The organism is Shinella sp. 838 (assembly GCF_029623935.1).
In the GTDB taxonomy this organism is placed as follows: domain Bacteria; phylum Pseudomonadota; class Alphaproteobacteria; order Rhizobiales; family Rhizobiaceae; genus Shinella.
On record NZ_JARSBQ010000010.1, the window covers coordinates 145,357 to 171,322 of the forward strand.

The window sequence follows — 25,966 nt, forward strand, 5'->3', positions numbered from 1 at the left end:
AACACGACACGTTCCAATCAAACGAGATACAGTCATCGAAAGCGGATGACGGCGCTCAGGCACCGACAGGAATTATGGTCAATGAAGGGTTAAGAACCCGTTGATGGCAGTAGCCCATGCCCCAACCCTGCCCCGTGACTCCTGCTACGCAGCCCCGGACTGGGCCCGAGCGGAGGCCGCCGGCGCGCGCAATGGCGCCGGCAACGCGGGGGCGCCGCCCTTGGCCGAAGAGGTTCCGCGGCCAGGCAGCGCCTGTCGCCCCTAAGCAATCACCACGACCCGGGCTCCCACGGGAACCCGCTCGTAAAGGTCCTCGACGTGGTCGTTGACCATCCGGATGCAGCCATTCGAAACGGCCTTGCCGATGGTCCAGGGCTCGGTGGTGCCATGAATCCGGTAGAGCGTATCGCGCCCGTCGCGAAACAGGTAGAGGGCCCTGGAGCCCAGCGGGTTCTTCGGTCCGCCCGGCACGCCCCCGGCATAGCGGGCATATTTCTTCGGGTTGCGCCGGATCATGTTGTCGGTCGGGCGCCAGCTTGGCCACTTTGCCTTGCGGCCGACAGTCGCCGAACCGGAAAAGGCCAGCCCGGCGCGGCCGACGCCGACCCCGTAGCGGCGTGCAAAGCCATCGTCTTCGATGAGGTAAAGGTAGCGGTCCTGCGGCACCACCACGATGGTACCGGCGTCTTCCGGATAGGGGGAGTTCACCAGCTGCGGCAGGAACCGCGCGTCGATCTCGATCGCACGCTTCTTTCCCTCGGCAAGGGCAAGCGTTGGCGAGGCAAGCAGCGCGAGGGCGGCAAGGCTGAAGCTTCGCCGGTCAAGGCGCACCGCTAAGGGATCTATGTCGGAGGAAAAGAGACGTCTCATGGAAATCATCCTTGCTGCGGGCAGGGCGCCTCTGGCGGCCATCTGTCGCCCGCGATCAAAAGGGGAAATACGGTGAAGCGGGACAGGCCCACCGGTCACCATGCGGCCGGCTCCGGAAAGCACGTCGTCCGCAATCGGCCGGCAAGGCGCTGTTGTATCAAGCCACGCGGGGAGGAGGCAGGATCAGCAGGACGGGACCCGGCACCCGCGGGTCGGAAGCCCGATCGGGCCGGAGGCGATAGACGGGAGCGGTTCCTGGCCAGTGCCATTCGACGAGCCAGCTGCAGGCTTCATGACAGCTGTCCGCCGGGGTCGGGTGATCGGGCAGGCCGTCCTCGAGATCTACCGTCGTCAGGCTCACCGCAAGTTGCAGCGGCTCGAACGACGGATGGCTGCGGACGGCGGCCGACGCGGTTGTGCTGATGCCGACGATCAGCGACATCAGCAAGATGACGATCAATCTCATAACTGCGCGGTGCGGCATGCCCGTAACGCCCGAATAGCTCCGACCTCGAAGGATAATGTCGCGGCATTGTGCTTAACAAGCCGTTAGCAGGGGCAATTTCCATGCAGTTTCCAGCCTTTGCAGGATTCTCGAAAATGCGCGCTTTCGCGCACTTGCAGCTCAAGCAGCTAGAGGTTTTATGATCCGGCTCCCTTGATTTGGAGGCAACATGGACAGACGGCAATTTCTGGGATCGACCGTAGCAGGACTGGGCTTGCTGGCGGCAAGCCGCGTGATGGCACAGGGCACCGGCACGGCGGCGGTACCCGACCTCATGCAACCCGGCCCCTTGCCGGAGCGGATCCTCGGGCGCGACGATGCGCCCGTCACCGTCATTGAATATGCCTCGATGACCTGCGGTCACTGCGCCAACTTCCATCTCACAGTCTGGCCCGCCTTCAAGGCGGAGTTCGTCGATACCGGCAAGGTCCGGTTCATCCTGCGCGAGTTCCCCTTCGACCCGCGATCGACCGCCGCCTTCATGCTCGCCCGCTGCGTGGGCGACGACAAATGGTATCCGACGGTCGATCTGCTCTTCCGCAACCAACCGCGCTGGGCGCGGGCGGAGGACGGGAAAGCGGGCTTCCTCTCGGTGCTTTCGATGACGGGCCTGAAGGAAACCGACCTTGAGGCCTGTCTTGGCGACCAGGCGCTGCTCGACAAGGTGAACGCCGTTGCCGCGCGGGGCCAGGAACTCGGCGTGGATTCGACACCGACCTTCTTCATAAATGGCCAGAAATTCACCGGCGTCATGCCGATCGAGCAGATGCGCTCCATCATCGAGCCCCTCGTTGCGGGAGCAGGCAAATGACCATCAGACATATCAAGAATGCCCTTCTCGCAGGGCTCATTCTGGCTGCTGCCCCAGCCTTCGCCGAGGAACGGGCGGACCAGGTTGCGGCCCGCGTCGGAGATACGGAAATTCTGGAATCCGATGTCGCGTTCGCAACCTCGTTCCTCGGCGATCCCAACCCCGAGGCCACACCGGAGGCCAGGAAATCGGCTGTCGTCGATGCGCTGATCGACCTCAAGGTGGTTTCGGATGCCGCGCTGCGCGAGGGCATGGAGAACGACGAGACGTTCAAGCGCCAGATGGCGTTTCTCCGCCAGCAGGCCTTGAGGCAGGCCTATCTGACCAAGGCCGCCGCGGCCGCCGTGACGGAAGACGCGGTGCGCAAGGCCTATGACGAGCGTGTCGCCGCGATGCCGGTGGTCGAGGAGGTGCGCGTGCGGCACATCCTGACCAAGGATCAGGCCAGCGCGGACACGGCAATCCGGGAGATTGCCGGGGGAACGCCGTTCGAAGAGGTGGCAGGACGCGCCTCGATGGACGACGCATCCAAAAGCAAGGGCGGGGACCTCGGTTTTCTGACGGCCGAGCAGCTTCCGCCGGAACTGGGGACCGCCATTGCGGCGATGAAGGCCGGCGAGACGTCCGCCAAACCCGTCGCAACGCCCTTCGGCCTTCACGTCCTGAAGCTGGAAGAGCGGCGCAAGCGCGAACCGCCTGCTTTCGAAACCGTGTCGGCGGAGCTGCGGCGCGGCATGGAGGCCCAGGCCGTGGGCAAGATCATCGCCGACCTGACGGCCAGCGCGCGCATCGAGAAGCTCGTTCCCGACGTCGCCATGCCCGAAGCATCCGACGATGGGCACGACCATGGTGCCAACTGAGGCGGCGAACCGGACGACCGATGCTGCGCGCCAGCATAGGGTTCGGCGCCGGAACCGGATCATGCTGCTCATCCTGTCCAGTTTTGTCCTGGTCGTGACGGCCTATAGCGCGCTCCATATACGCGGTGAAATCGAGATGTCGGCGCCGACAGGCGCTGCGAAACCATGATGCAAACGTCAACGGAACGGAAAGACATGAAAGATCGGGCTTCCACGCTATCCAGACGGGTTCTCCTCCTGGGTATGCTGTCATCGACCCTCACGGCCTGTTCCACCCTCTCTCCCGCCGGCATCACGAGCATCACGCCCAGCACCGCCCGGCGCCCCATGGGGCTGCCGAGCGAAGAGGAACTGGCGACACGCTATGCCGGCCTGGAGGATGGCGGTTACACGTTGCCCGCCGTTCCCTATCAACAGATCGACCCGAAATTTTATCGCCAGCGGGTAATGAACATGACGGGCGAGCCGGCAGGCACCGTCGTGGTCGATACCGGCTCGAAGTTTCTCTATGTCGTGGAGCCCAGCGGCACGGCCATGCGATACGGGGTGGGGCTCGGCCGGGCCGGCTTTGCCTGGGAAGGCGAAGGGGTCGTCCACTGGCGCCAGAAATGGCCACACTGGAAGCCGCCGGCCGAAATGATCGCGCGCCAGCCCGAGCTGGCAAAATTCTCCGTCGAAAACGGCGGACAGCCGCCCGGACCGAACAACGCGCTCGGCGCCCGCGCCCTTTATATCTTCCAGAATGGCGAAGACACGCTGTACCGCCTGCACGGCACCCGCGAGTGGAGCTCCATCGGCAAGTCCGTCTCCTCCGGCTGCGTACGGCTGATCAATCAGGATGTCATCGACCTCTATACCCGGGTGCCCTCGAAGGCGCGCATCGTCGTGCGCTGAAGCCCGGCGATAGGGCAGAGCGCATACCCTTGCGAGCCCACCTCATTTATGCGAATGATTTGCAATAGCATTCGCAACTATTGGATCGGATCATGGATACGCGTCGGGAAGGTTGGCTGCATGCGGGCGGGGAGGTCTCCCTGTCCGACGTTCATCGCTCTATCCCGGTTAGAAAGGATGCATCGACGCTCCGGCGTGCGCTTGCGTTTTTCGGACCAGGGTATCTCGTCGCCGTCGGCTACATGGACCCGGGCAACTGGGCGACCTCGCTCGCCGGCGGATCGCGCTTCGGCTACACGCTGCTTGTCGTGGCCCTTGTGTCCAACATCATGGCGATCGTACTGCAATCGCTGTGCGCGCGACTGGCGATCGCCTCGGGACGCGACCTGGCGCAGGCATGCCGCGACGCCTTTTCCCGCCCCGTGGCGATCGGCCTCTGGCTTCTGGCGGAAATCGCCATCATCGCCACCGATATTGCCGAGGTCATCGGCACGGCGATCGGCCTCAACCTGATCTTCGGCATCCCGCTGGAACTCGGCGTCGTCATCACCGCGCTGGACGTGTTCCTGATCCTCTACCTGCAGCGCCTCGGCTTCCGCTGGCTCGAAGCCTTCGTCATCGTCCTGCTCGGCGTCATCGCCGTCTGCTTCGCCATCCAGATCGGCCTTGCGGATCCCGACTGGGGCGAGGTCATCCGCGGCTTCGCGCCGACGACCGAGATCGTCACCAATCCCGACATGCTCTACCTCGCGCTGGGCATTCTGGGAGCGACCGTCATGCCGCACAATCTCTATCTGCATTCCGGGATCGTCCAGACGCGCGCCTATGGCGAGACGCTTGCCGAGCGGCGCGAGGCGCTGAAATTCGCGACGATCGATTCCACCGTGGCGCTGATGTTCGCGCTCCTGGTGAATGCCTCCATCCTGATCCTTGCCGCCGCAGCCTTTCACGCGACAGGCCGGACGGACATCGCCGAACTCGGCGAGGCGCACAATCTTCTGGCACCGCTTCTCGGCATCGCCCTCGCCCCCACGCTCTTCGGCGTGGCACTCCTGTGCTGCGGCATCAACTCGACGGTGACCGCGACATTGGCGGGGCAGGTGGTCATGGAAGGGTTCCTGCGCATGCGCCTGGCTCCCTGGTTACGACGGTTGATCACGCGGGGGATCGCCATCATTCCGGCCGCCGGCGTGACCATCGCCTATGGCGACAGCGGGACGGCGCAGCTTCTCATCCTCACGCAGGTCGTCCTCAGCCTCCAGCTTTCCTTCGCCGTGTTTCCGCTCGTGATGTTCACCGCCGATCGCCGGAAAATGGGAGCACTCGTCGCACCACGCTGGTTGACGGCGCTCGCGCTCCTGATCGCGGTTGTCATCGCCGGGTTGAACGTCAAAATGCTGGTCGATTTCGTCCTTTAGGGTGACGGCGACCATGCCTTGCGATGGGACTCATTTGACCTGACCCTTGATTTCGGTGCGCAGGTCGATGGCCTTGTAGAATGCCGGATTGATGCGAAGCGCCTGCTCCAGATCCGATAGCGCCTGGGCGAGATCGTTCTTCTTCACGAAGATTGCGGCGCGGCCGTAGTAGGTCTCCTCGTCCGCCTGTTTCATCGTGATAGCCGTGTCGAAGTCGGTGATCGCCTCGTCATATCGGCCAAGATCGAAAAGCACGATGCCGCGATTGTGCCGGGCGTTTCTATGCTTCGGGTCCAGTTTCAGCGCCGACTCGAGGTCGGCAAAGGCTTCCTTCAGCTTGCCGTCACGGCGATAAGCCTCCGCGCGGTTGTTGTAGGCGTCGGCATTGTCGGGATTGAGGGAAAGGGCCGCGTCGAGATCCGCATAGGCCCGTTCGAATTCGCCGAGGCGATGGAGGACGAAGCCGCGTGCCGACAGTGCCTTGTCGTCCTTCGGATTGACCGCCAGTACTTTGTCGAAACTCGCCACGGCCAGCTTGGCCTCGCCGGTCTCCGCCTGGGCGACACCGAGATTGCGCAGGGAATCGATACGAGTTGGATCGAGTTCGAGGGCGCGCTTGAAATCGGCGAGCGCCGATCCGTAATCCCGCTTCCGCAGATAGGCGACCCCGCGCATGTCGTAATAGGCCGGCTGCTTGTCATCGAAACGGATGGCCTCGCCGAGATCCGCAATGCCGGCATCGATCTCCCCCATCTCGATACGGGTAGAGCCACGGCTCTGGAAACTCTCGGCCCGCTTCGGTTCGATCAGGAGTGCCCGGTCGTAATCGGCGATGGCGCGCACAAAATCGCCCTTCATCGCATGGGCGGAACCACGGGAATTGTAGGAATTGGCCGTCGGCTTGCGCAGGATCGCCTCGTTGAAATCGGCAATAGCCTTGTCGAGCGCGCCGGTCCGCACATGGGCAACGCCGCGGTTCTGGTAAGTGTCCGCTCGGTTGGGGTCGATCCGCAACGCTTCATCGAAATCGGCGATCGCCTTCGGAAAGTCACCGAGAAACAGATAGGCCATGCCGCGATTGTGACGCGCAGTCTCGCTGGCGGGGAGCAGCGACACGACCGCGTCAAAATCGGCGACCGCCCGATCGGGCTGGCCCATCCTGAGATGCAGCTGGCCGCGCTCATTGAAGGCAACGGCGTTCTTTGGGTCGAGACGAATGGAGCGGTCGAGGTCCTCCAGCGACTGGCCGGAGGCCGTCGCACCGGCGTTCTGTTGCGCCTGCACGACCGTTGGCGAAAGAGCGATACAGATGGCGATCGCACCGACGAGAGCTTTCATGCCGACACCTCCGTTTACGGCAAGTCACGCGGATCACCAGCCGCCCCACCTGACGATCCGAACGGAAGGTAGGGCAGGGCATGCCGTTTCGCCATAGCAGGCGGGCAACGGTGCAGCAGTAAAATCCGGCAGGGACATTTGCGGTACAGGGATACATGGACGCAGAAAGAACGCCGCCTGTTTACAGGCGGCGCTAGGGTTCCGGACTGTACCAAAGGTGCCCTTCGACCCTCCGCAGTATCGGCCCCGGCCATCATGGGTTCCCCCTGTCCGGCTGGGGCGTTCGACCTCACATTTCGAAGTCGCCGCCATCCTCATCCTCGGCGGGCTCCTCCGCGGCAGCGGGTTGGGCTGCCTGTGCCTCATCGCCACCGAACATGCCCATGATGGCATTGCCGAGCAGGACGCCGCCGGCGACGCCCATGGCCGTCTGCGCGGCGCCGGCAAGAAAGCCGCCGCCGGCACGGCCCTGCATCGGCATTGCACCGGCATTCTGACCCCAGGGGGATTGCTGCGGCGCGGCGGGGCGTATGGCGGCCGGCTGCGGCCGCGCATTTCCGCCGAAGAGGCCAGACAGGAGCCCACCGCGCTGCGCCGGGCTGTTGACAGCCTGATATTCAAGCTCCTCGATCCGCCGCTGCGCGGCTTCCAGCGCCTGCTCCTGCACGACGATCGTCTGGGCCATGAAGTAGGGCGCGCCGGGCTGCTGGCCCACCCTGTCCTGAATGAAGCGATCGGCGTCGGCGTCGCGGGGGCCGGCCTGGCGTTCGACAGCGGCAAGTTTGCTGAACAGGCCTTCGATAGCCTGCTGGTCGTTGCGGTCCATTATGTGATCCTTTCGATGCGCATCTGTACTTGGTGGACAGAATGATGCCTGCCCGTCATGTCGCCATCGGCCGGAAGGCTTCAAACCTGCCCGGCACAAGGCTCCATGTGCGCGGTATACGAACGGACCCTGCCGGCGCTTCCGGACTTCACGAAAAGTTCAAGGGGTCAGGACGTGCCGGCGTCAAACCGGCACGCCTTTGGCAACCGGCCTTAGTGGCTCGCGCCGGATCCCCCGGCAGCGACGATCGCGAAGGGTTGTCCTTCGACGGCAATGGTGCGGGTCTCCTTCAGCGTCTCGGAATCGACAAGCCGCACAAGGCTCTTGCGTGGATCAGTGATGGCAATGTGGTCCCCGGCGACCGCAAGACGCGGGCGCGGATCACGCCAATGCCCATCCTTGCTGTAGGGCTCGGTGACGGTTTCGGACTTGGTGATCACGCCATCCACGACGTCGAGAAGGTGGAGCCTGCCGTCCTCGGTCAGGATGTAGCCGTTCCGCGGCTTGGCCGGATCAAGGGTGAAATCGACCCGCCGAAGCGGCAGCTCGACTAGACGGTAGGGCTGCTTGGCATCGGCGTCGATGAGGACAACCTTGTCGTCGCCGTAGTTGCCCAGGAAGAACTGCATGGACGTGCCGCCGAGCAGGGTCGAGACCTTGCCTTCCGGCAGCGTGTCGCCATAGGCGAGCATATCGAGTTTCGGGCCATCCATGCCACCCGGGCGGGCAACGAGCACGCCTTCCGCGCAGCCGAAAGCCACCAGGCGTGCCGAGGTCGCCTCACCGTGCAATCCCGTGCAGGTCGCGACGTCGCCCACCTGCTTGCCATCCCCGTCCAGCACGCGAAGGCCAAGGCGGGGCGGCAACTCCCCCTCCTTCACCGACGCTTCCATGTTCGGCACGGAAACGAGCAGATGATTGCCCATCGGCACCGCAACACCATGGTGCGCTGCTGTCGTGTCGTAGGGCTTCAGGTCCGCCTTGCCCTCCAGCAGCGCACTTTCCCTGACGAAATCGAACTTGCCGCCGCGGTCGTAGAAGATCGCGAGATCGTCGCCATGCGCCACCACATGGCCGGGCTTCTCGCCGCTGATCGTCGTCGAAAGGAGTTTGGGCTCCTTGATCTCGATGTCCCGGTGTTCGCCATGGTCAGAAAGCGCAATGCCGGTGTCGATAACCTGAACCATGTTCTGATCGCCCTGTACGGCAAAGACGGTGCGCCCTGTCGCACTTAGCGAAAGCGCCGCATAACCCTTGAGGTCAAAGCGGCCGATTTCCTTGTCGGAGCCCAGATCGATGGCGCGAACCACGGGCTGGGTATGATCGGCGACAAACAGCCGCCAGGTCTCGCGCTGCTCCTCATCCGCATGGGCGGCGTAGGGAAGGGCGAGGGTCGCAAGGATGGTGGTGGCGAGAAAGGCGCCGGAACTGGAGCGGGACATAGGGTCTCCTTTTAATGTAATAACGTAACGTAGTTTTGTTATAGCGTAACATCGCCTGTGTCCAGCGTTCCGTGGCTCTTCCTGTTGAAGAACGGCAGGGAAGCCCTTGCCTGTCCGATGGCTGCCTGAAAGCGCTGGCAAGCGCTACGTGGTCGCCAGATGATCCAGCAGCTTTCGGGCGACGGGATCGAGCGGTCGGGACTGATGAACGCACAACAGCAGGCGACGCGTTGCCCAGGGTGCGCTCAGCCGGACGCAGCGGATCGGCAGGGTGCGCCGGTAGCGCCGGGCCGCAACGTCCGGAAGAATGCCGACCCCGGCGCCGGCGGCCACAAGGCGGCAGATCCCCTCGAAGGTTCGCAGACGGATGCGCATGCGGAGCTTCTGTCCGATCCGAAGGGCCTGCTGATCGATATGGTCCTGCAGTGCACCGGCAAAGCCGATATGGGCCTCGCCGAGCATGTCCGGAAAGGCGATCTGTTTGTGCGTTGCCAGCGGGTGGTCCTGCGGCAGCACCGCGACGAGGCGGTCCACGGCGAAAGGAAATGTCGAAAGCGGACCGGCGTCGACGGCATCGGAGACGATGCCGATCTCGGCCAGCCCCCGTGCCACCGCAACCACGGTGTCCCGACTTGGCCGTTCGGAAAGGTCGATATCCACCCGGGGATGGGCCGCAAGCCACGGGGCGAGGCGTTCTGGCAGGAACTCCGTGATCGCGGCCGTGTTGGCGAGAACCCGGATCGTCGCCCTCAGCCCGCGCGCATGCTCGGACATGTCCGCATGCATGGTGCCGACCTGGTGCAGCACGAGACGGGCGTGGTGCGCCAGCGTTTCCCCGGCACGGGTCGGCGTCACGCCGCGGCGGCCGCGTTCAAGAAGCAGCACCCCGCCCGAGGCTTCCATATCCCGCAGCCGCTCGCTTGCCGCCGCGACCGAAAGGTTTGCGGCAAGGGCGCCGTGCGTGATGCTGCCGGCCTCCACGATGGCCAGGAAGAGGCGAAGATCGGCTAGGTCAAAGCGCATGTCCGAAGCGTAACACGGATTTTACCTTCGGAAAAACCGGAGGCTGGCGCTGGACCTTCCGGCTTGCGCACCAGGCATGCCCGGCACTAGCTCTCCACATGGACAAGACCGAAATCATCATCGTCACCGCAACCTTCTTCCTTGCCGGCATCGTCAAGGGCGTCACCGGCATGGGCCTGCCAACCGTCGCGATGGGCGTGCTTGGCGCCCTCATCTCGCCGTTGAGCGCCGCAGCCCTGCTGCTCGTCCCGTCCTTCGTCACCAATCTCTGGCAATTGCTCGCCGGCCCCGGTTTCACGGCCGTCCTTCGCTCCTTGTGGCCGATGATGGCGATGCTTGTCATCGGAACGTTCCTCGGCGCCGGCCTGCTTGCCGGCGGCGACACCAACCGGTCCACCGTAGTGCTCGGCCTCACCCTCGTGGCCTATGTCCTCTATTCCCTTTGCGCCGGGCCAAAACACGTGCCGCGGTCGTGGCAGGCCGTCGCCTCGCCGCTCGTCGGCCTTGCGACCGGCATCCTGACGGGCGCGACCGGCGTGTTCGTCATACCGGCGGTGCCTTACCTCCAGTCCCTGGGCCTCGGCAGAGACGCGCTGATCCAGGCGCTCGGCCTTTCCTTCACCGTCTCGACGATTGCCCTTGCCCTCGCGCTCGGTCTGCACGGCGCGCTGCCAGCCGGTAGCCTGCTGCCTTCGCTTCTCGCCGTCGCGCCCGCCCTGGCCGGCATGGGGATAGGACAGAGGATCCGGCGGCACATCCACCCGGCAACCTTCCGCCGGGGTTTCCTTGTCTGCCTGCTTTTGCTGGGTTGCGAGATGGCACTGCGGCCATTCCGGTGAGGCAATGCGATCACGGCAGAACCGGGCCTACCGTGCCTGCGGCGGTACGATGTGACGGCGGTTGATGCTTGCTGGGCGCCCCTTGATAGACAGGGTGGTGTCGCGCTTTTCGCGCTCGGCAACGACTTTGCCCCTGGAGACGACACAAAGCCGTTCGGCGCGCAGTCGCACCGCCTCGATGGGATTGCCCGCATCGAGCACGACAAGGCTTGCCGATTTGCCGACGGCGAGGCCGAGGTGATCGAGGCCCATGATCTCGGCATTGACCCGCGTCACCATGTCGAAACAGGCGCGCATGTCCGCGGGCGACGACATCTGGGCGACGTGCAGGCCCATGAAGGCGACATCCAGCATGTCGGCAGTGCCGAGCGAATACCAGGGGTCGAGCACGCAGTCCTGGCCCCAGCCGACACGGATGCCGGCTTTCAGCATCTCCGGCACGCGCGTCATGCCGCGACGCTTCGGATAGGTGTCATGCCGGCCCTGCAGCATGATGTTGATGAGCGGGTTGGGAATCGCCGACACACCCGCCTCGGCGATCAGCGGCAGCAGCTTCGAAACGTAGTAATTGTCCATCGAGTGCATCGAGGTGAGATGCGAGCCGGCCACCCGGCCCTGCAGGCCGAGGCGCTGGGTCTCGTAGGCGAGCTGCTCGATGTGGCGGGAGAGCGGATCGTCGGTCTCGTCACAATGCAGGTCGACCATCAGGCCGCGCTCGGCCGCGATCGCGCAGAGGTCGGTGACCGACCGCGTACCGTCCGCCATGGTGCGCTCGAAATGCGGGATTCCGCCGACGACATCGACGCCCATGTCGAGGGCGCGAATGGTGTTTTCACGCGCGTTGGGCGCACGGTAGAGACCGTCCTGCGGGAAGGCGACGAGCTGGAGGTCGATATAGGGCGCAATCTCACGCTTGACCTCGAGCAGGGCTTCCACGGCCAGCAGACGGTCGTCGCAGGTATCGACATGGGTGCGGATGGCGAGCAGGCCCATGGACACCGCCCAGTCGCAATAGGCAAGCGCACGCTCCTTGACGGCCTCGTGGGTCAGCAGCGGCTTGAGCTCCCCCCAGAGCGCAATGCCTTCGAGCAGCGTGCCCGAGGCGTTGATGCGCGGCAGCCCGTAGGAGAGCGTCGCATCCATATGGAAATGCGGATCGACAAAGGGTTGGCTGACGAGATTGCCCGACGCATCAACGACACGGCCGGCTTCGGCGTCGATACGTGGCTCGATTGCGGCGATCACCTCGCCCTTGATGCCGATATCGGCGACGGTTCCATCGGGTAGCGTGCCACCCTTGACGATCAGGTCGAAGCTCATCTTTCGCCTTTCTGGTATGGGATCATCAAAGCCTTGGGATAGGTGGCGCGGCGCGCCACCAGGATCAGCGCCAGGATCGACAGCGCATAGGGCATCATCAGGAAGACCTGGTAGGGCACGATGCCGCCCGATATCTGCTGCAGGCGGATCTGATAGGCGTCGAAGGCGGCAAACAGGATGGCGCCGACCAGCGCCTTGCCCGGCCGCCAGGAGCCGAAGACGACAAGCGCGATGCAGATCCAGCCGCGGCCGTTGATCATCTCGAAGAAGAACGAGTTGAACGCCGACATGGTCAGGAAGGCGCCGCCGACCGCCATCAGCGCGCTGCCGGCGACGACGGCACCCATGCGGATGCCGGTGACCGAAATACCCTGCGCCTCCACGGCCGACGGGTTTTCTCCAGCCGCGCGCACGGCAAGGCCGACAGGCGTGCGATAGAGAACCCAGGTGACGAGCACGACCGCGAGGAAGGCGAGATAGGTCAGCGGTGTCTGCGTGAACAGCGCCTCGCCGAGCACGGGGATGTTCGACAGGCCGGGGATCGCCAGCGGCTGGAACGGCTCGATCTTCGGCGGCGAGGTCACCTCCGGCAATACGAGGCGATAGGTGAAATAGGTCAGGCTGGTCGCCAGCAGCGTGACGCCGATGCCGACGACATGCTGCGACAGACCGAGCGGCACGGTGAGCGTGGCATGCAGCAGACCGAACAGCGCGCCGGCAAGGGCCGCCACAAGCACGCCGGCCCACAGGTCGCCGCCGCTGTAGACCGTGAACCAGCCGGCGAAAGCGCCGACAGTCATGATGCCTTCGATACCGAGATTGAGCACGCCGGCGCGTTCGCAGATCAGTTCGCCCATGGTCGCGAAGATCAGCGGCGATGCGATGCGCACGACGGCGACCCAGAAGGAGGCGGTGAAGAGGATTTCAAGCGCGTCCATCATCACCTCCACTTGATCCTGTAGCGCGTCAGAAGGATCGCCACCACCATCGTCAAAAGCGAGGTGGCCACCATGACGTCGGCGATGTAGCTCGGCACCTTGGCGGCGCGGCTCATCGCATCGGCACCGACGAAGATGCCGGCGACGAAGATGGCCGAAGCGACGACGCCGAGCGGATTGAGCATCGCCAGCATGGCGACGACGATGCCGGTATAGCCGTAGCCAGCCGACAGATCGAGCGTCAGGTTGCCCTTGAGCCCGGACACTTCGGAAAAGCCCGCAAGTGCAGCCAGCCCGCCGGAGAGCAAGGCCGTCTTCATCAGCACAAGGTTGACCGGAATGCCGACGAAACGCGCGCCTTCGGGATTGTGGCCGACGGCGCGCATCTCGTAGCCGAGCTTGGTCTTCGTCGTGATGATCCACACCACGACGGCCGCGATGATTGCGATGACGAAGCCGAGATGCAGACGCTTGCCCTGGATGAGGCGCGGCAGCTGCGCCTCCGCGATGACCTTCTGGGACTGTGGCCAGCCCAGCCCCATCGGGTCTTTCAGCACGCCTTCCAGCAGCATCGATACGAAGAGCAGGACGATGAAGTTCAAAAGCAGCGTGGTGACCACCTCGTCGACGCCGAAGCGCGTCTTCAGCACGGCCGGGCCGAGCAGCAGCAGCGCACCGGCCGCCATCGCCGCCGCCATGAGCACCGGAATCAGGATGACCGACGGCAGGGGCAGGGCGCCGGTTCCCAGCACCACGGTGACCACGCCGCCAATATAGAGCTGCGCTTCAGCGCCGATGTTCCAGAGCTTGGCGCGGAAGGCGACGGCGACGGCAAGGCCTGTGAAGATCAGCGGCGTCGCGCGCGTCAGGGTTTCCAGCAGCGCGAATTGCGAGCCGGCTGCGCCCCGCGCGACCAGGTAGAAAACCGAGAGCGGCGACGCGCCGGCCGCCAGAACCAGAAGAGAGACCAGCAGCAGCGTGGCGAGGATGGCGGCCAGCGGGAACAGCAGGGTGACCGCCAGCGTCGGCGCGGGTTTCGGCTCAAGCCGCATCGCTGCGCTCCCCGCTGTGGCCGGCCATCAGCTCCCCGAGCTCGCGAATGCTGCGCTCGCCGCGGGCGGAGGGTGTCGACAGGCGCCCCTTGGACATGACGATGATGCGATCGGACAAGGCCAGGATTTCCTCGAGATCTTCCGAAATCAGCAGGACGGCCGCGCCGCGTTCCCGCGCCGCGAGCAGCATGCTGTGGACATAGGCGACGGCGCCGACATCAAGGCCGCGCGTCGGCTGGCTGGCCAGGATGACAGCGGGTTCCGGATCGAGCGCTCGGCCCAGGATGAGCTTCTGCATGTTGCCACCCGACAACAGGCGTATGCGCGCCTCAGGCGAGGGACACTTCACATCGTAGTCGGCGATGATCTTCTCGGCGAAGCGACGGGCGGCCTTCCAGTCGAGAAACCCCATGCGGCTGAAGCGCGCACTGCCGTAGCGCTCGGCGATCACATTCTCGGTGACGCTCATGTCGCCGATGGTGCCGACCGCATGGCGGTCTTCCGGGATACGCGCCACGCCATGGTCGAGCGCGACGCGCGGCGACCAGCCGGCCACGTCCTGCCCGGCGACGGAAATGCGGCCGCCGGTCGCGCGCTGGGTGCCGGCGATGAGCGCTGCAAGGGCCGCCTGGCCATTGCCGGAAACGCCGGCAAGGCCGGTGATCTCGCCGGCCCTCAGGGTAAGCGATATGTCGTCGAGCGCAGCCCCGTTGTAGGGCGTGGTGGAGACGCGTTCGAGCGCCAGCAGCGGCGCCCCGACATTGGCCGGGCTGACCTCCGTCGGCTTCACCTCCTGGCCGACCATGAGGGCCGCCAGCGCCTTGCGATCGGTCGATGCCGTTTCGCGTTCGCCGACAAGCTGGCCTGCGCGCAGCACCAGCACACGATCGCTGACGGCCATCACTTCATGCAGCTTGTGGGAGATGAAGATGATCGACAAGCCCCTGGCGACGAGCAGCTTCAAGGTTCGAAACAGCGCATCGGTTTCGGCCGGGGTCAAGACGGCGGTCGGCTCGTCGAGGATCAGGATACGGGCGTCGCGATAGAGCGCCTTGAGGATTTCGACACGCTGGCGCTCGCCAACCGAAAGCGTGGAGACGGTGGCTGCAGGATCGACGGCAAGGCCGAAATCGGCGGAGAGCTGCGCAATGCGTGTCCGCGCCAGCGCTCTGTCGAGCCGCGCCCGCCAGAGGCTTTGCGTGCCCAGCGCGATGTTCTCCTGCACCGTCATATTGTCGGCAAGGGTGAAATGCTGGTGCACCATTCCGATGCCGGCATCCAGCGCAGCGCGCGGATCACCCGGCGGCAGCGGCCCGCCAAAGGCCTCGACGGTTCCAGCGTCGGCGACATAGTGGCCGAAGAGAATGTTCATCAGCGTCGTCTTGCCGGCACCGTTCTCGCCGAGCAGCGCGATGACCTCGCCACGCTTCAGATCGAAGGAAATGCCGTCATTGGCCCGGAGGGAACCGAAACGCTTGCTGATGCCGGAAAGACGGAGGACGGGTGTATCGGACACGTTGGTAACCGGGCGCGGGTTTTAAGGGCTGTTCTGCTCACAGGGAGGCGTGATGGCGGCAAGGGAAAACATCCTTTGCCGCCAGCCATGTCGCCCCGCGGTCGTCAGAACGCGGAACGCTAGCTCGATTTCGGCTCTGCGTCGTTGATCTCGACCGTGAACGAACCGTCCTTGATCGCCTTTTCCTTCTCGGCGATCTTCGCCTTCACGTCGTCGGGAACCTTGGCATCGAAGGTGCCGAGCGGCGCGAGCGAACAGCCGCCGTTCTTCATGAAGGAGTAGACGCCGTAGTCGTCCGCCTTGAAGGCGCCGGCCTTCACTTCCGCGATCGCCTTGTCCAGCGTCGGTTCGAAATGCCACAGCGCGGAGGCGACCACGGTTTCCGGATAGTCCGCCTGGGTATCGATGACATTGCCGATGGCCAGGACCTTCTTTTCCTTGGCCGCGTCGGACACGCCGAAACGCTCCGCATAGAGCAGGTCCGCTCCGCCATCGATCTGGGCGAAGGCGGTCTCCTTGGCCTTGGGTGGATCGAACCACGAGCCGATGAACGCGATCTGGAACTTGGTATCCGGGGCCACCTCTTTCACGCCCGCCATGAAGGCGTTCATCAGGCGGTTGACCTCGGGGATCGGATAGCCGCCGACCATGCCGATGTTCTTCGACTTGGTCATCGCGCCGGCAACAAGACCGGAGAGGTAGGAAGCGTCCTGGATGTAGTTGTCGAAAACCGAGAAGTTCGGCACGGCGGCATCGGGCTTGAAGCTGGAGCCCATCAGGAAGGCGACGTCCGGATAATCCTTGGCGACGGCACGGGCGGCATCCTCCACGCCGAAGACCTCTCCCAGGATCAGCTTGTGGCCGGCTTCGCAATATTCGCGCATGACGCGCTCATAATCGTTGTTGGCGGTATTCTCCGAATAGACGTATTCGATGTCCCCGCGCTCCTTGGCGGCATTGGCCGCCTTGTGGATGCGGCTGACCCACTGCTGCTCGACCGGAACGGTATAGATGGCCGCGACCTTGAGCGGATCGGCGGCGAACACGCGGCCCGGCAGGCCTGCGGCCGCAACCGCCGCGGACGCACCGGCGACCTTGATCAGGGTTCGTCTGGAAATGCCGAAATTGAATGGATTGCGATGCATTCGATTCCCCTTTGGCTTATCGCGCAATTCATTGAAAAGCGTCTTTTTTTACCACTTGGTCAACATAGGTGAAATCTCTCGCTGCGGCAATTGGGCGCGGCTGAAAGTTCACGGCATGCGGCCTGGCGCACCCGTCAGTGCCCGGCACGACACCGGGTTTCGCTTCAGCGAGCTTGCGCCTTGTCCGAACGGCACCACCAGCCCGGAGCGTTGCTCGCCGGACTGCCGAAAATGCGGCAATGCTGATGATGGTGTGCTTACTTGCCGACGAAGGTCGGCCTGCGCTTCTCGACGAAGGCGGCCATGCCTTCCTTCTGGTCCGCCGTTGCGAACAGCGCATGGAAAAGCCGCCGCTCGAAGGCGATCCCGTCACGCAGGCCTGTTTCGAGCGCACGGTCCACCGCCTCGCGGGCGGCCATCGCCGCCGCCTTTCCATAGGTGGCGATCGTCTCGGCCGCGGCGAGCGTCTCCTCCATCAGCCTGTCAGACGCGATCACCCGGGAAACGAGGCCCGCCCGTTCCGCCTCCACCGCGTCCATCATCCGGCCGGTGAGGATGAGATCCATCGCCTTCGCCTTGCCGACGAGCCTCGTCAGCCGCTGTGTTCCGCCCATGCCGGGGATCACGCCAAGCTTGATCTCCGGCTGGCCGAACACGGCCGTATCGGCGGCAAAAATCATATCGCACATCATGGCCAGCTCGCAGCCGCCGCCGAGCGCATAACCGGAGACCGCAGCAATTTTCGGCGTGCGCAGCGCAGCGAACCGTTCCCAGGCGGCAAAAAAGTCCTCGCTGTACATCTCGGCGAAGGACTTGTCGGCCATCTCCTTGATATCGGCACCCGCGGCAAAGGCCTTTTCCGAGCCGCGGATAACGAAACAGCCGACGCCGGGGTCGCGATCGAGCGCGGCAAGATCATCGGCAAGTGCAAGCATGATTTCGGAATTCAGCGCGTTGCGAGCCGCCGGCCGGTTCAGCGTTACGATGACGACGCGGCCCTGCCGTTCGACGATAACAGGTTGCTCCACCCCAGCCACTCCCTCGATGATCGATGCCATGTCCGCTACCTTGTCTCCGTCTCTTCCCGCAACATGTTGATGATGGCGGAAAAATCCTTGCCGCCGAACCCTTCGTCGGCAAATCTCTGATAGAGCGCCGCCGCCGTGGCGCCGAGTGGTGTCATCGCGCCGGCATCTGTTGCTGCTGCCTGCGAGAGCTTCAGATCCTTCAGCATCAGCGCCGCGGCAAAGCCAGGTTCGTAGTCACGATTGGCCGGCGAGCCGGGGACGGGCCCGGGCACCGGGCAATAGGTCGTCAACGACCAGCATTGGCCCGAGGAGACGGAGGCGACGTCGAACAGAGCCTGGTGTGTGAGGCCGAGCCGCTCGCCGAGCACGAAGGCCTCGCCCACGGCGATCATGCTGATGCCGAGGATCATGTTGTTGCAGATCTTCGCCGCCTGGCCGGCGGAGGCGCCACCGCAGTGGATGATCTTCTTGCCCATCACCTCGAACACCGCTTTCGCGCCGGCAAAGACCGTCGCATCCCCGCCCACCATGAAGGTGAGCGTGCCGGCTGCAGCCCCGCCGGTGCCGCCGGAAACGGGTGCATCGAGCGCCGGGCAACCATGTGTCTCGGCGAGCGCGTGGGCCTTGCGGGCGCTGTCCATGTCGATGGTCGAGCAGTCGATGAGCAACGTGCCCGAGGGCACGATGGCAACCAGCTCCTGCCAGACGGAAAGCACATGCGCACCCGTCGGCAGCATGGTGATCACGATGCCGGCGCCGGAAACGGCCTCCGCGACCGAGGCGACGGTCGATATCCCATTTTCCCGGGCGAGCTCCAGCGAGGCGGCCGTCAGGTCGAAACCGCGCACATTGTGGCCGGCTTTCACGAGGTTTGCGGCCATCGGGCCGCCCATATGGCCAAGACCGATGAAGGCGATAGGGCTCATAGGCGTTCTCCTTTCCCTGCATCCACAACGAAGAGCGGCTTTGCCGACGGTTCGAAGAAGGCGGCGACATGCTCGGCAGTGACGTCATCCAATCGCGCCGGGCGCCACTGCGGATTGCGGTCCTTGTCAATGACGGCGGCCCGGACACCCTCGTAGAAATCATGACTGCGCAGAACGGCCGCCGTGGCGGCGAACTCCCGTTCGAGGCAGGCTTCAAGCGACGGCGCCTGCCTCCCGAGGCGGAGCAGGCGGAGCGTCACCTTCAGGCTGAGCGGTGATTTCGTCCGCAAAACGCCGAGCGTCTTTTCCGCAAAAGCCGATCCGTCCTGCGCCAGCGCCTTCAGGATATCCTCGATCGTATCGAAGGCAAAAAGCCGATCGATCAGGGGTTGCTGCGCGGCGACGCTTGCGGGCGGCGGCGTTTGCGAGAAGGTGGCAATCGTTGCCGGCACATCGGGCTGGCGGGAGAGCGCTTCGGCCAGCTCCGGCAGGCGCTCTGAAGGAACGTAGCTGTCGGCGAGGCCGAAGGCGATGGCGTCGGCGGCGGCCAGCGGCTCGCCGGTCAATCCGGCATAGGTGCCGAGTTCGTTCTTCCCGCGTGTGAGGAACCACGACGCGCCGACGTCCGGGAAGAAGCCGATGCCCGTCTCGGGCATGGCGAAGCGGGTGCGCTCTGTGACGATGCGGTGGCTGGCATAGACGGAAACGCCGACCCCGCCGCCCATGACGATGCCGTCCATGAAGGCGACGAAGGGTTTTTGCAGCCGGTTCAGGCGCGCGTTTAGGCGATATTCCTCGCGCCAGAAATCGACGGGCTCCGGGGAGCCGGCCATGCCGCCCTCGTAGATCATGCGGATGTCGCCGCCCGCGCACAGCCCGCGCTCGCCCTCGCCGGTGAGAAGCACGGCGGCGACCTCCAGATCGGCTTCGAAGGCGTCCAGCGCCCTGTCGATGTCGCGGATCATCGGGAGGGTCAGGCTGTTGAGCGCCTTCGGCCGGTTGAGCCGGATGCGGCCGAGCGCGCCGGTGCGGTCGATCAGGGTTTGCGGCTCAGATGTGGAGGGCATGGCCGAGGGCTTTCAATGCGGCTTCCTGCAAGCCTTCGCTGCGGGTCGGGTGGGCATGGATGGTGCCGGCGATGTCCTCCAGCCGCGCGCCCATTTCGAGCGCCAGCGAGAAGGCGCTGGAAAGCTCAGAGACACCAGCGCCGACCGCCTGAAGGCCGAGCAGCAGGTTGGTGTCCGTCCGCGCCACGGCGCGGACAAAACCGTCTTCCGATTGGGTGGTCATAGCGCGGCCGTTGGCGTTGAACGGGAAGAGGCCGACGCGGATCTCATACCCTTGCGCGCGTGCCTCGTCGGGCGAAAGGCCGGCGGTGACGATTTCCGGATCGGTGAAGCAGACGGCGGGGATGGCGCGTTTGTCCCAGGCGCGCTTGCGGCCGGCGACGATCTCGGCGACCATCTCGCCCTGCGCCATGGCGCGATGCGCCAGCATCGGCTCGCCGGTGACGTCGCCGATCGCATAAACGCCGCGCATCGAGGTGCGGCAGCGCTCGTCGATGCGGATGAAACGGCCGGCGCGGTCGAGATCGAGGTCTTCCAGGCCCCAACCTTCGGTGCGCGGCTTGCGGCCGACGGTGACGAGCACCTTGTCCGCGGCAATCTGTTTTTCCGCGCCGGAGGCGGTCTCGATCACCAGCGCCTCGCCGGAAAAACCTTTCGCCTTGACGCCGGTCAGCACGCTGACGCCGAGATCGGCGAGGCGTTTTGCGACCGGCTTGACGAGTTCGGCGTCATACTGCGGCAGGATCTGCGGCATGGCCTCGACTACCGTGACCTCCGCGCCCAGCTTGGCGAAGGCCGTGCCGAGTTCGAGGCCGATATAGCCGCCGCCGACTACGGCAAGTTTTTGCGGCACGCTTTGCAGCGACAATGCCTCGGTGGAGGAGAGGATCGCGCCGCCGAAGGGCAGCGCCGGCAGCTCGACCGGCTCGGAGCCGGTGGCGATCACCACCGTCTCGGCGCGGATGAGCTGCGTTCCGGTCTCGGTCTCCACCTCGACGGTCTTGCCGTCGCGGAACCGCGCCTCGCCATGCACGATCTTCACCTTGGCCTTGCGCAAGAGGCCGAGCACGCCGCTGTTCAGCCGGCCGACGATGCCGTCTTTCCAGCGGACGGTCTGGGCGAGATCGAGTTTCGGCGCTTCGACCGTGATACCGAGCGCGTTGGGGGCCGTCATATGGCGCACCTTGTCGAATTCCTCCGCCGCATGGATCAGCGCCTTGGAGGGGATGCAGCCGACATTGAGGCAGGTGCCGCCGGCCTTGGCCTTTTCGACGATGACCGTATCGAGGCCGAGCTGGCCGGCGCGGATGGCGCAGATATAGCCGCCGGGGCCTGCGCCGATGACAAGAAGCTTGCAGACGATCTCTTTCATGTCATCAGCCTTCGATGAAGATCAGTGCGGGGGTTTCGAGCAAAGCCTTGATGCGCTGGACGAACACCGCCGCATCCCAGCCGTCGACGATGCGGTGGTCGAAGCTCGACGACAGGTTCATCATCTTGCGCGGGATGAACTGCACGCCGTCCCAGACCGGCCGGGTCAGGATCTTGTTGACCCCGACGATCGCCACTTCCGGGTGGTTGATGATCGGCGTCGTGACGATGCCGCCGAGCGCGCCGAGCGAGGTGATGGTGATGGTGGAGCCGGAGAGTTCCTCGCGCGCGGCCGTGCCGTTGCGGGCGGCGTCGGCGAGGCGCGTCAATTCGGCGGCGCTGTCCCAGATCGTCCGCGCCTCGGCATGGCGCACGACCGGCACCGTCAGGCCGGCCGGCGTCTGCGTGGCGATGCCGATATGGACGGCGCTGTGGCGGGTGATGATGCCAGCATCGTCGTCGAAGGTAGCGTTGACGCCCGGCTGTTCGCCCAGCGTCTTGACCAGCGCCCGCATCAGGAAGGGCAGGATGGTCAGTTTTTGCTGATCGGGTTTGCGGCCAGCGTTCATCGTCGCCCGCAGATCTTCGAGGTCGGTGACGTCGACCTCCTCGACATAGGTGATGTGGGGGATGCGGGCGCTGGCAAGCCGCATCTTTTCCGCGATGCGGCGGCGCAGGCCGGTGACTTTTATTTCTTCCGTCGCAGTCTTGCGGGCAAGGCCGGCCGGCGCGGCGACGGGCTGTGCGCCGCGCGCAACAAACTGGTCGAGGTCGTCATGGGTGATGCGGCCGGCCGCGCCGGTGGCCGATACCTGCCGCAGATCGACGCCGGCCTCCTGCGCGCGCAGCCGCACGGCGGGCGAGGCGAGCGGTCTTGTCTCCGCCGTCGAGGTCTTCCCCTTCTCCCCGGCGGGGAGAAGGAGCCCCCCCTGGGTCTTGCCGGAGGCGAGCCCGAGGACAGGCTCCGGGCCGGATGAGGGGGGCGGCTGGCTCGGTGCGGGCGAAGATACCCCCTCATCCGCCCTTCGGGCACCTTCTCCCCGCTGGGGAGAAGGGAGAGGCTGCCGCGCCTCTCCCGTTACGCTCTCATTCTCGCTTTCACCACCGCTCTCGCCCTCCCCAGCCACAGCGATGCGCAGCAGCGGCGCTTTCACGGCCACCGTGTCGCCGATCTCCGCGCCGAGCCACAGCACGGTGCCGTTGACGGGCGAGGGAATCTCCACCGTCGCCTTGTCGGTCATCACGGCGGCAAGCACCATGTCCTCACGCACCGGATCGCCCGGCTTGACGTGCCATTCGACCAGCTCGGCCTCGGCCACGCCCTCGCCCACATCGGGCATCTTGATGACGAATTCGCCCATCCCTCAGCCCTCCATCACTTCTTTGAGCGCCCGGCCGACGCGGGCGGGTCCCGGAAAATAGTCCCATTCCTGCGCATGCGGATAAGGCGTGTCCCAGCCCGTCACGCGCACCACCGGCGCTTCGAGGCTGTAGAAGCAGTGTTCCTGAACCAAGGAGACGACCTCCGCGCCAAAACCGGAGGTCAACGTCGCCTCGTGCACGACGACGCAACGGCCGGTCTTCTTCACCGATTGCACGATGGTGTCGAGATCGAGCGGCAGGAGGCTGCGCAGGTCGATCACTTCGGCGTCGATCCCCGTCTCCTCGGCCGCTGCGAGCGCCACATGCACCATCGTGCCATAGGCGACGACGGTGACCGCGCCGCCCGGCCGGCGGATTTCCGCCTTGCCGATAGGGATGGTGTAGTGCCCCTCCGGCACCTCGCCGAGATCGTGCTTCGACCAGGGCGTGACCGGCTTTTCATGATGGCCGTCGAAGGGGCCGTTGTAGAGGCGTTTCGGTTCGAGGAACATCACCGGGTCCGGGTCCTCGATGGCGGCGATCAGCAGGCCCTTGGCGTCGTAGGGATTGGAGGGGACCACCACCTTCAGCCCGCAGACATGGGTGAAAAGCGCTTCCGGGCTCTGGCTGTGCGTCTGCCCGCCAAAAATGCCGCCGCCGGTCGGCATGCGCACCACGATGGGGCAGGTGAAATCGCCGTTGGAGCGATAGCGGATGCGCGCCGCCTCCTGCGTGATCTGGTCGTAGGCCGGATACATGTAGTCGGCGAACTGAATCTCGACGCAGGGTTTCAGCCCGTAGGCCGCCATGCCGATGGCCGTGCCGAGGATGCCGGATTCGTTGATCGGCGCGTCGAAGCAACGCGTCTTGCCGTATTTCGCCTGCAAGCCCTGCGTCGCGCGAAAAACGCCGCCGAAATAGCCGACGTCCTCGCCGAAGACGACCACGTCGTCGTCGCGTCCCATCGAGACGTCCATGGCGCTGCGCACGGCCTCGATCATCGTCATTCTTGCCATGTCAGTATCCTGCCTTCTGCCGCTGGCGGCGGATATGGGCGGGCATTTCCGCATAGACGCCCTCGAAAATATCGCGCACCGAGGGTTTCCCCCCGGCATGCAGCGTGCCGTGGCTTTCGGCCTGTTTCTGCGCCTGTATCACCTCATCGAGGATTTCCGCTTCGGCCTGCGTGTGGCGCTCCTCCGACCAGACGCCGCGCACGATGAGGTGCTTCTTCAGCCGAAGGACGGGATCGCCGAGCGGCCACGCCTCGGATTCCGTCTTCGGGCGGTAGGCGCTCGGATCATCAGAGGTGGAATGCGCGCCGACGCGGTAGGTGACGTATTCGATCAGCGTGGGCCCAAGATTACGCCGCGCCCGCTCCGCCGCCCACTTCGCGACGGCGTAGACGGCGAGGTAATCGTTGCCGTCGACGCGCAGCGCCGGGATGCCGAAGCCGAGGCCGCGGGCCGCAAACGTGCCGGAACCGCCGCGGGCGATGCCCTGGAAGGTCGAGATGGCCCACTGGTTGTTGACGATGTTGAGGATGACCGGGGCCTTGTAGGTGGAGGCGAAGACGAGGGCGGAGTGGAAATCGGATTCGGCCGTCGAGCCGTCGCCGATCCATGCCGCGGCGATCTTCGTGTCCTTCTTGATCGCCGAGGCCATGGCCCAGCCGACGGCCTGCACATATTGCGTGGCGAGGTTGCCGGAGATGGTGAAGAAGCCGTGCGCCTTCGAGGAATACATGATCGGCAATTGCCGGCCGCGCAGGGGATCGGCCTCGTTCGAGTAGATCTGGTTCATCATCTCGACCATCGGATAGTCGTCGGCGATGAGCAGACCCGCCTGCCGGTAGGTCGGAAAATTCATGTCGCCCTTCTGGAGCGCCTTGCGGAAGGCGGAAGCGACCGCCTCCTCGCCGAGATGCTGCATATAGAAGGAGGTTTTCCCCTGCCGCTGCGCCATCACCATGCGGGCGTCGAAGGCGCGCAGCTTCATCATGTTGCGCAGGCCCGTCAGCAGCTCCTCGTCGGAGAGCAGCCCGGCCCAGGGGCCGACCGCCTCGCCATCACGGTTGAGCACGCGGATGATGGAATAGGCGAGATCGCGGATATCCTCCGGCGCGACATCGACCGCCGGCCGGGGCACCGAGCCCGCCTTGGCGATCTTGACGCTGGAGAAATCCGGCTGGCCGCCCGGCCGGACCGCCGGCTCGGGGACGTGCAGGCTCAGATGCGGAACCTCGGTCATGCCCTGTCATACCTCCCTTGTCGGCTTGTCGCCGTTATAGATTGCGCGCGATGACGATGCGCTGGACGTCGCTCGTTCCTTCGTAGATCTGGCAGATGCGCACGTCGCGATAGATGCGCTCGACCGGGTAATCCGCCATGTAGCCGTAGCCGCCATGGATCTGGATCGCATCGGAGCAGACCTTTTCCGCCATTTCCGATGCAAACAGCTTTGCCATCGAGGCCTCGGTGAGGCAGGGCAGCCCCTCCTCCTTCAGCGCTGCGGCATGCAGCACCATCTGGCGCGCCACCTCGATCCGCGTCGCCATGTCTGCGAGCCGGAAGGCGACGGCCTGATGCTCGATGATCGGCGAACCGAAGGCCGTGCGCTCGCGGGCATAATCGCGCGCCGCCTCGAAGGCCGCGCGCGCCATGCCGACGGACTGCGACGCGATGCCGATGCGCCCGCCTTCGAGGTTCGACAGCGCGATGCGATAGCCCTCCCCCTCCCCGCCGAGCCTGTTTTCCGAGGGGATGCGCATGGCGCTGAAGGCGATCTGGCAGGTGTCGGAGGAATGCAGGCCGAGCTTCTCTTCCACGCGCACGACCTCGTAGCCGGGCGTATCGGTCGGCACGAGGAAGGCGGAAATGCCCTTCTTGCCCGCCTCCGGATCGGTGACGGCGAAGGCGATGATCAGGTTGCCGTTCTTGCCCGAAGTGATGAACTGTTTCGCGCCGTCGATGACGTAGTGATCGTCCTCGCGGCGGGCGCGGGTCTTGAGGTTGGAAGCATCGGAGCCGGCCTGCGGCTCGGTCAGCGCAAAGCCGCCGATCCATTCGCCGGAGGCGAGCTTCGGCAGGAAGCGCTCTTTCTGCGCCTCAGTACCGTATTTCAGGATCGGCACGCAGCCGACGGAACTGTGCACGCTCATGATGGTCGAGCAGGGGCCGTCGCCGGCGGCGATTTCCTCCAGCGCCACGGCATAGGCGACCGCGCCCGTCTCCGAGCCGCCATAGGCTTCCGGCACCAGCATGCCGAGGAAGCCGAGTTCGCCCATCTCCTTCAGTTCCTCGCGCGGAAAACGGCTCTGCCTGTCGCGCTCCGCCGCGCCGGGGGCCAGCCTCTCGCGGGCAAAATCCCGCGCCATGTCGCGGATCTGGGCCTGCTGTTCCGTCAGGATCATGTC

Annotated in this window: 24 protein-coding genes; 5 read left to right on the forward strand and 19 right to left on the reverse strand. The window is 65.0% G+C overall.

Annotated elements, in window-relative coordinates; translation table 11 throughout:
* Positions 1-261: 261 nt before the first annotated feature.
* Both P9A16_RS25070 and P9A16_RS25075 read right to left on the reverse strand, forming a co-directional pair.
* Positions 262-870 carry a L,D-transpeptidase gene (locus tag P9A16_RS25070; RefSeq protein WP_023514023.1) on the reverse strand — a complete coding sequence of 203 codons (609 nt, stop codon included), beginning with the start codon at positions 868-870 and terminating at the stop codon, positions 262-264.
* Positions 871-1,027: 157 nt separating this feature from the next.
* The gene (locus tag P9A16_RS25075; protein ID WP_156032005.1) at positions 1,028-1,330 is read right to left on the reverse strand and encodes a hypothetical protein; all 303 of its coding nucleotides are present in this window, start codon (positions 1,328-1,330) and stop codon (positions 1,028-1,030) included.
* A 214-nt stretch (positions 1,331-1,544) separates the two neighbouring features.
* On the opposite strand from P9A16_RS25075, the gene P9A16_RS25080 reads away from it, so the two are divergent.
* The 4 genes from P9A16_RS25080 to P9A16_RS25095 all read left to right on the forward strand — a co-directional run bounded on the left by P9A16_RS25080 (position 1,545) and on the right by P9A16_RS25095 (position 5,358).
* Positions 1,545-2,186, forward strand: a complete 642-nt coding sequence (locus tag P9A16_RS25080; protein WP_023514025.1) for a DsbA family protein — start codon at positions 1,545-1,547, stop codon at positions 2,184-2,186.
* The gene (locus tag P9A16_RS25085; protein ID WP_023514026.1) at positions 2,183-3,046 is read left to right on the forward strand and encodes a peptidyl-prolyl cis-trans isomerase; all 864 of its coding nucleotides are present in this window, start codon (positions 2,183-2,185) and stop codon (positions 3,044-3,046) included. The genes P9A16_RS25080 and P9A16_RS25085 overlap by 4 nt, the downstream gene beginning before the upstream one ends.
* A gap of 195 nt (positions 3,047-3,241) precedes the next feature.
* Positions 3,242-3,940, forward strand: a complete 699-nt coding sequence (locus P9A16_RS25090; RefSeq protein WP_278026008.1) for a L,D-transpeptidase — start codon at positions 3,242-3,244, stop codon at positions 3,938-3,940.
* 92 nt (positions 3,941-4,032) lie between these two features.
* Positions 4,033-5,358, forward strand: coding sequence for an Nramp family divalent metal transporter (locus P9A16_RS25095; RefSeq protein WP_023514029.1), 1,326 nt, complete (start codon positions 4,033-4,035; stop codon positions 5,356-5,358).
* Between the two features lie 30 nt (positions 5,359-5,388).
* On the opposite strand, the gene P9A16_RS25100 is transcribed toward P9A16_RS25095, so the two are convergent.
* The 4 genes from P9A16_RS25100 to P9A16_RS25115 form a co-directional block, all read right to left on the reverse strand.
* Positions 5,389-6,696, reverse strand: a complete 1,308-nt coding sequence (locus tag P9A16_RS25100) for a tetratricopeptide repeat protein (RefSeq protein ID WP_023514030.1) — start codon at positions 6,694-6,696, stop codon at positions 5,389-5,391.
* A gap of 289 nt (positions 6,697-6,985) precedes the next feature.
* Positions 6,986-7,522, reverse strand: a complete 537-nt coding sequence (locus P9A16_RS25105) for a DUF2076 domain-containing protein (RefSeq protein ID WP_023514031.1) — start codon at positions 7,520-7,522, stop codon at positions 6,986-6,988.
* A 212-nt stretch (positions 7,523-7,734) separates the two neighbouring features.
* Positions 7,735-8,964, reverse strand: a complete 1,230-nt coding sequence (gene aztD / locus P9A16_RS25110; RefSeq protein ID WP_023514032.1) for a zinc metallochaperone AztD — start codon at positions 8,962-8,964, stop codon at positions 7,735-7,737.
* 144 nt (positions 8,965-9,108) lie between these two features.
* Positions 9,109-9,987, reverse strand: coding sequence for a LysR family transcriptional regulator (locus P9A16_RS25115; RefSeq protein WP_023514033.1), 879 nt, complete (start codon positions 9,985-9,987; stop codon positions 9,109-9,111).
* A 98-nt stretch (positions 9,988-10,085) separates the two neighbouring features.
* On the opposite strand from P9A16_RS25115, the gene P9A16_RS25120 reads away from it, so the two are divergent.
* Positions 10,086-10,826 carry a sulfite exporter TauE/SafE family protein gene (locus tag P9A16_RS25120; RefSeq protein WP_023514034.1) on the forward strand — a complete coding sequence of 247 codons (741 nt, stop codon included), beginning with the start codon at positions 10,086-10,088 and terminating at the stop codon, positions 10,824-10,826.
* 27 nt (positions 10,827-10,853) lie between these two features.
* Here the strand turns inward: P9A16_RS25120 and P9A16_RS25125 are convergent, their stop codons facing one another.
* The 13 genes from P9A16_RS25125 to P9A16_RS25185 all read right to left on the reverse strand — a co-directional run bounded on the left by P9A16_RS25125 (position 10,854) and on the right by P9A16_RS25185 (position 25,963).
* Entirely contained in the window at positions 10,854-12,146 is a 1,293-nt protein-coding gene (locus P9A16_RS25125; RefSeq protein ID WP_023514035.1) for an amidohydrolase family protein, read from the reverse strand.
* The gene (locus P9A16_RS25130; protein WP_024270625.1) at positions 12,143-13,084 is read right to left on the reverse strand and encodes an ABC transporter permease; all 942 of its coding nucleotides are present in this window, start codon (positions 13,082-13,084) and stop codon (positions 12,143-12,145) included. The genes P9A16_RS25125 and P9A16_RS25130 overlap by 4 nt, the downstream gene beginning before the upstream one ends.
* Before the next feature lie 2 nt (positions 13,085-13,086).
* Positions 13,087-14,136, reverse strand: a complete 1,050-nt coding sequence (locus P9A16_RS25135) for an ABC transporter permease (protein WP_023517332.1) — start codon at positions 14,134-14,136, stop codon at positions 13,087-13,089.
* Complete coding sequence (locus tag P9A16_RS25140) at positions 14,126-15,652, reverse strand: ABC transporter ATP-binding protein (RefSeq protein ID WP_272791825.1); 1,527 nt, start codon at positions 15,650-15,652, stop codon at positions 14,126-14,128. The genes P9A16_RS25135 and P9A16_RS25140 overlap by 11 nt, the downstream gene beginning before the upstream one ends.
* Positions 15,653-15,771: 119 nt before the next feature.
* Positions 15,772-16,797, reverse strand: a complete 1,026-nt coding sequence (locus P9A16_RS25145; protein WP_023516858.1) for a BMP family protein — start codon at positions 16,795-16,797, stop codon at positions 15,772-15,774.
* 257 nt (positions 16,798-17,054) lie between these two features.
* Positions 17,055-17,855 carry an enoyl-CoA hydratase gene (locus tag P9A16_RS25150; RefSeq protein ID WP_023516857.1) on the reverse strand — a complete coding sequence of 267 codons (801 nt, stop codon included), beginning with the start codon at positions 17,853-17,855 and terminating at the stop codon, positions 17,055-17,057.
* Positions 17,856-17,860: 5 nt separating this feature from the next.
* Positions 17,861-18,751, reverse strand: coding sequence for a 3-hydroxyisobutyrate dehydrogenase (gene mmsB / locus P9A16_RS25155; RefSeq protein ID WP_023516856.1), 891 nt, complete (start codon positions 18,749-18,751; stop codon positions 17,861-17,863).
* Positions 18,748-19,818, reverse strand: coding sequence for an enoyl-CoA hydratase/isomerase family protein (locus tag P9A16_RS25160; protein ID WP_023516855.1), 1,071 nt, complete (start codon positions 19,816-19,818; stop codon positions 18,748-18,750). The genes mmsB and P9A16_RS25160 overlap by 4 nt, the downstream gene beginning before the upstream one ends.
* A complete protein-coding gene (gene lpdA, locus P9A16_RS25165; protein ID WP_024270623.1) occupies positions 19,802-21,190 on the reverse strand; it encodes a dihydrolipoyl dehydrogenase in 1,389 nt (462 codons plus the stop codon). The genes P9A16_RS25160 and lpdA overlap by 17 nt, the downstream gene beginning before the upstream one ends.
* 4 nt (positions 21,191-21,194) lie before the next feature.
* On the reverse strand, positions 21,195-22,550 hold the full coding sequence (locus P9A16_RS25170) for a dihydrolipoamide acetyltransferase family protein (protein WP_278026009.1): 1,356 nt from the start codon (positions 22,548-22,550) through the stop codon (positions 21,195-21,197).
* Positions 22,551-22,553: 3 nt separating this feature from the next.
* Positions 22,554-23,567 carry an alpha-ketoacid dehydrogenase subunit beta gene (locus P9A16_RS25175; RefSeq protein WP_023517344.1) on the reverse strand — a complete coding sequence of 338 codons (1,014 nt, stop codon included), beginning with the start codon at positions 23,565-23,567 and terminating at the stop codon, positions 22,554-22,556.
* Position 23,568: 1 nt separating this feature from the next.
* Positions 23,569-24,801, reverse strand: coding sequence for a 3-methyl-2-oxobutanoate dehydrogenase (2-methylpropanoyl-transferring) subunit alpha (locus P9A16_RS25180; RefSeq protein WP_023517345.1), 1,233 nt, complete (start codon positions 24,799-24,801; stop codon positions 23,569-23,571).
* 34 nt (positions 24,802-24,835) lie between these two features.
* Positions 24,836-25,963 carry an acyl-CoA dehydrogenase family protein gene (locus P9A16_RS25185; RefSeq protein ID WP_024270621.1) on the reverse strand — a complete coding sequence of 376 codons (1,128 nt, stop codon included), beginning with the start codon at positions 25,961-25,963 and terminating at the stop codon, positions 24,836-24,838.
* Positions 25,964-25,966 lie beyond the last annotated feature (3 nt).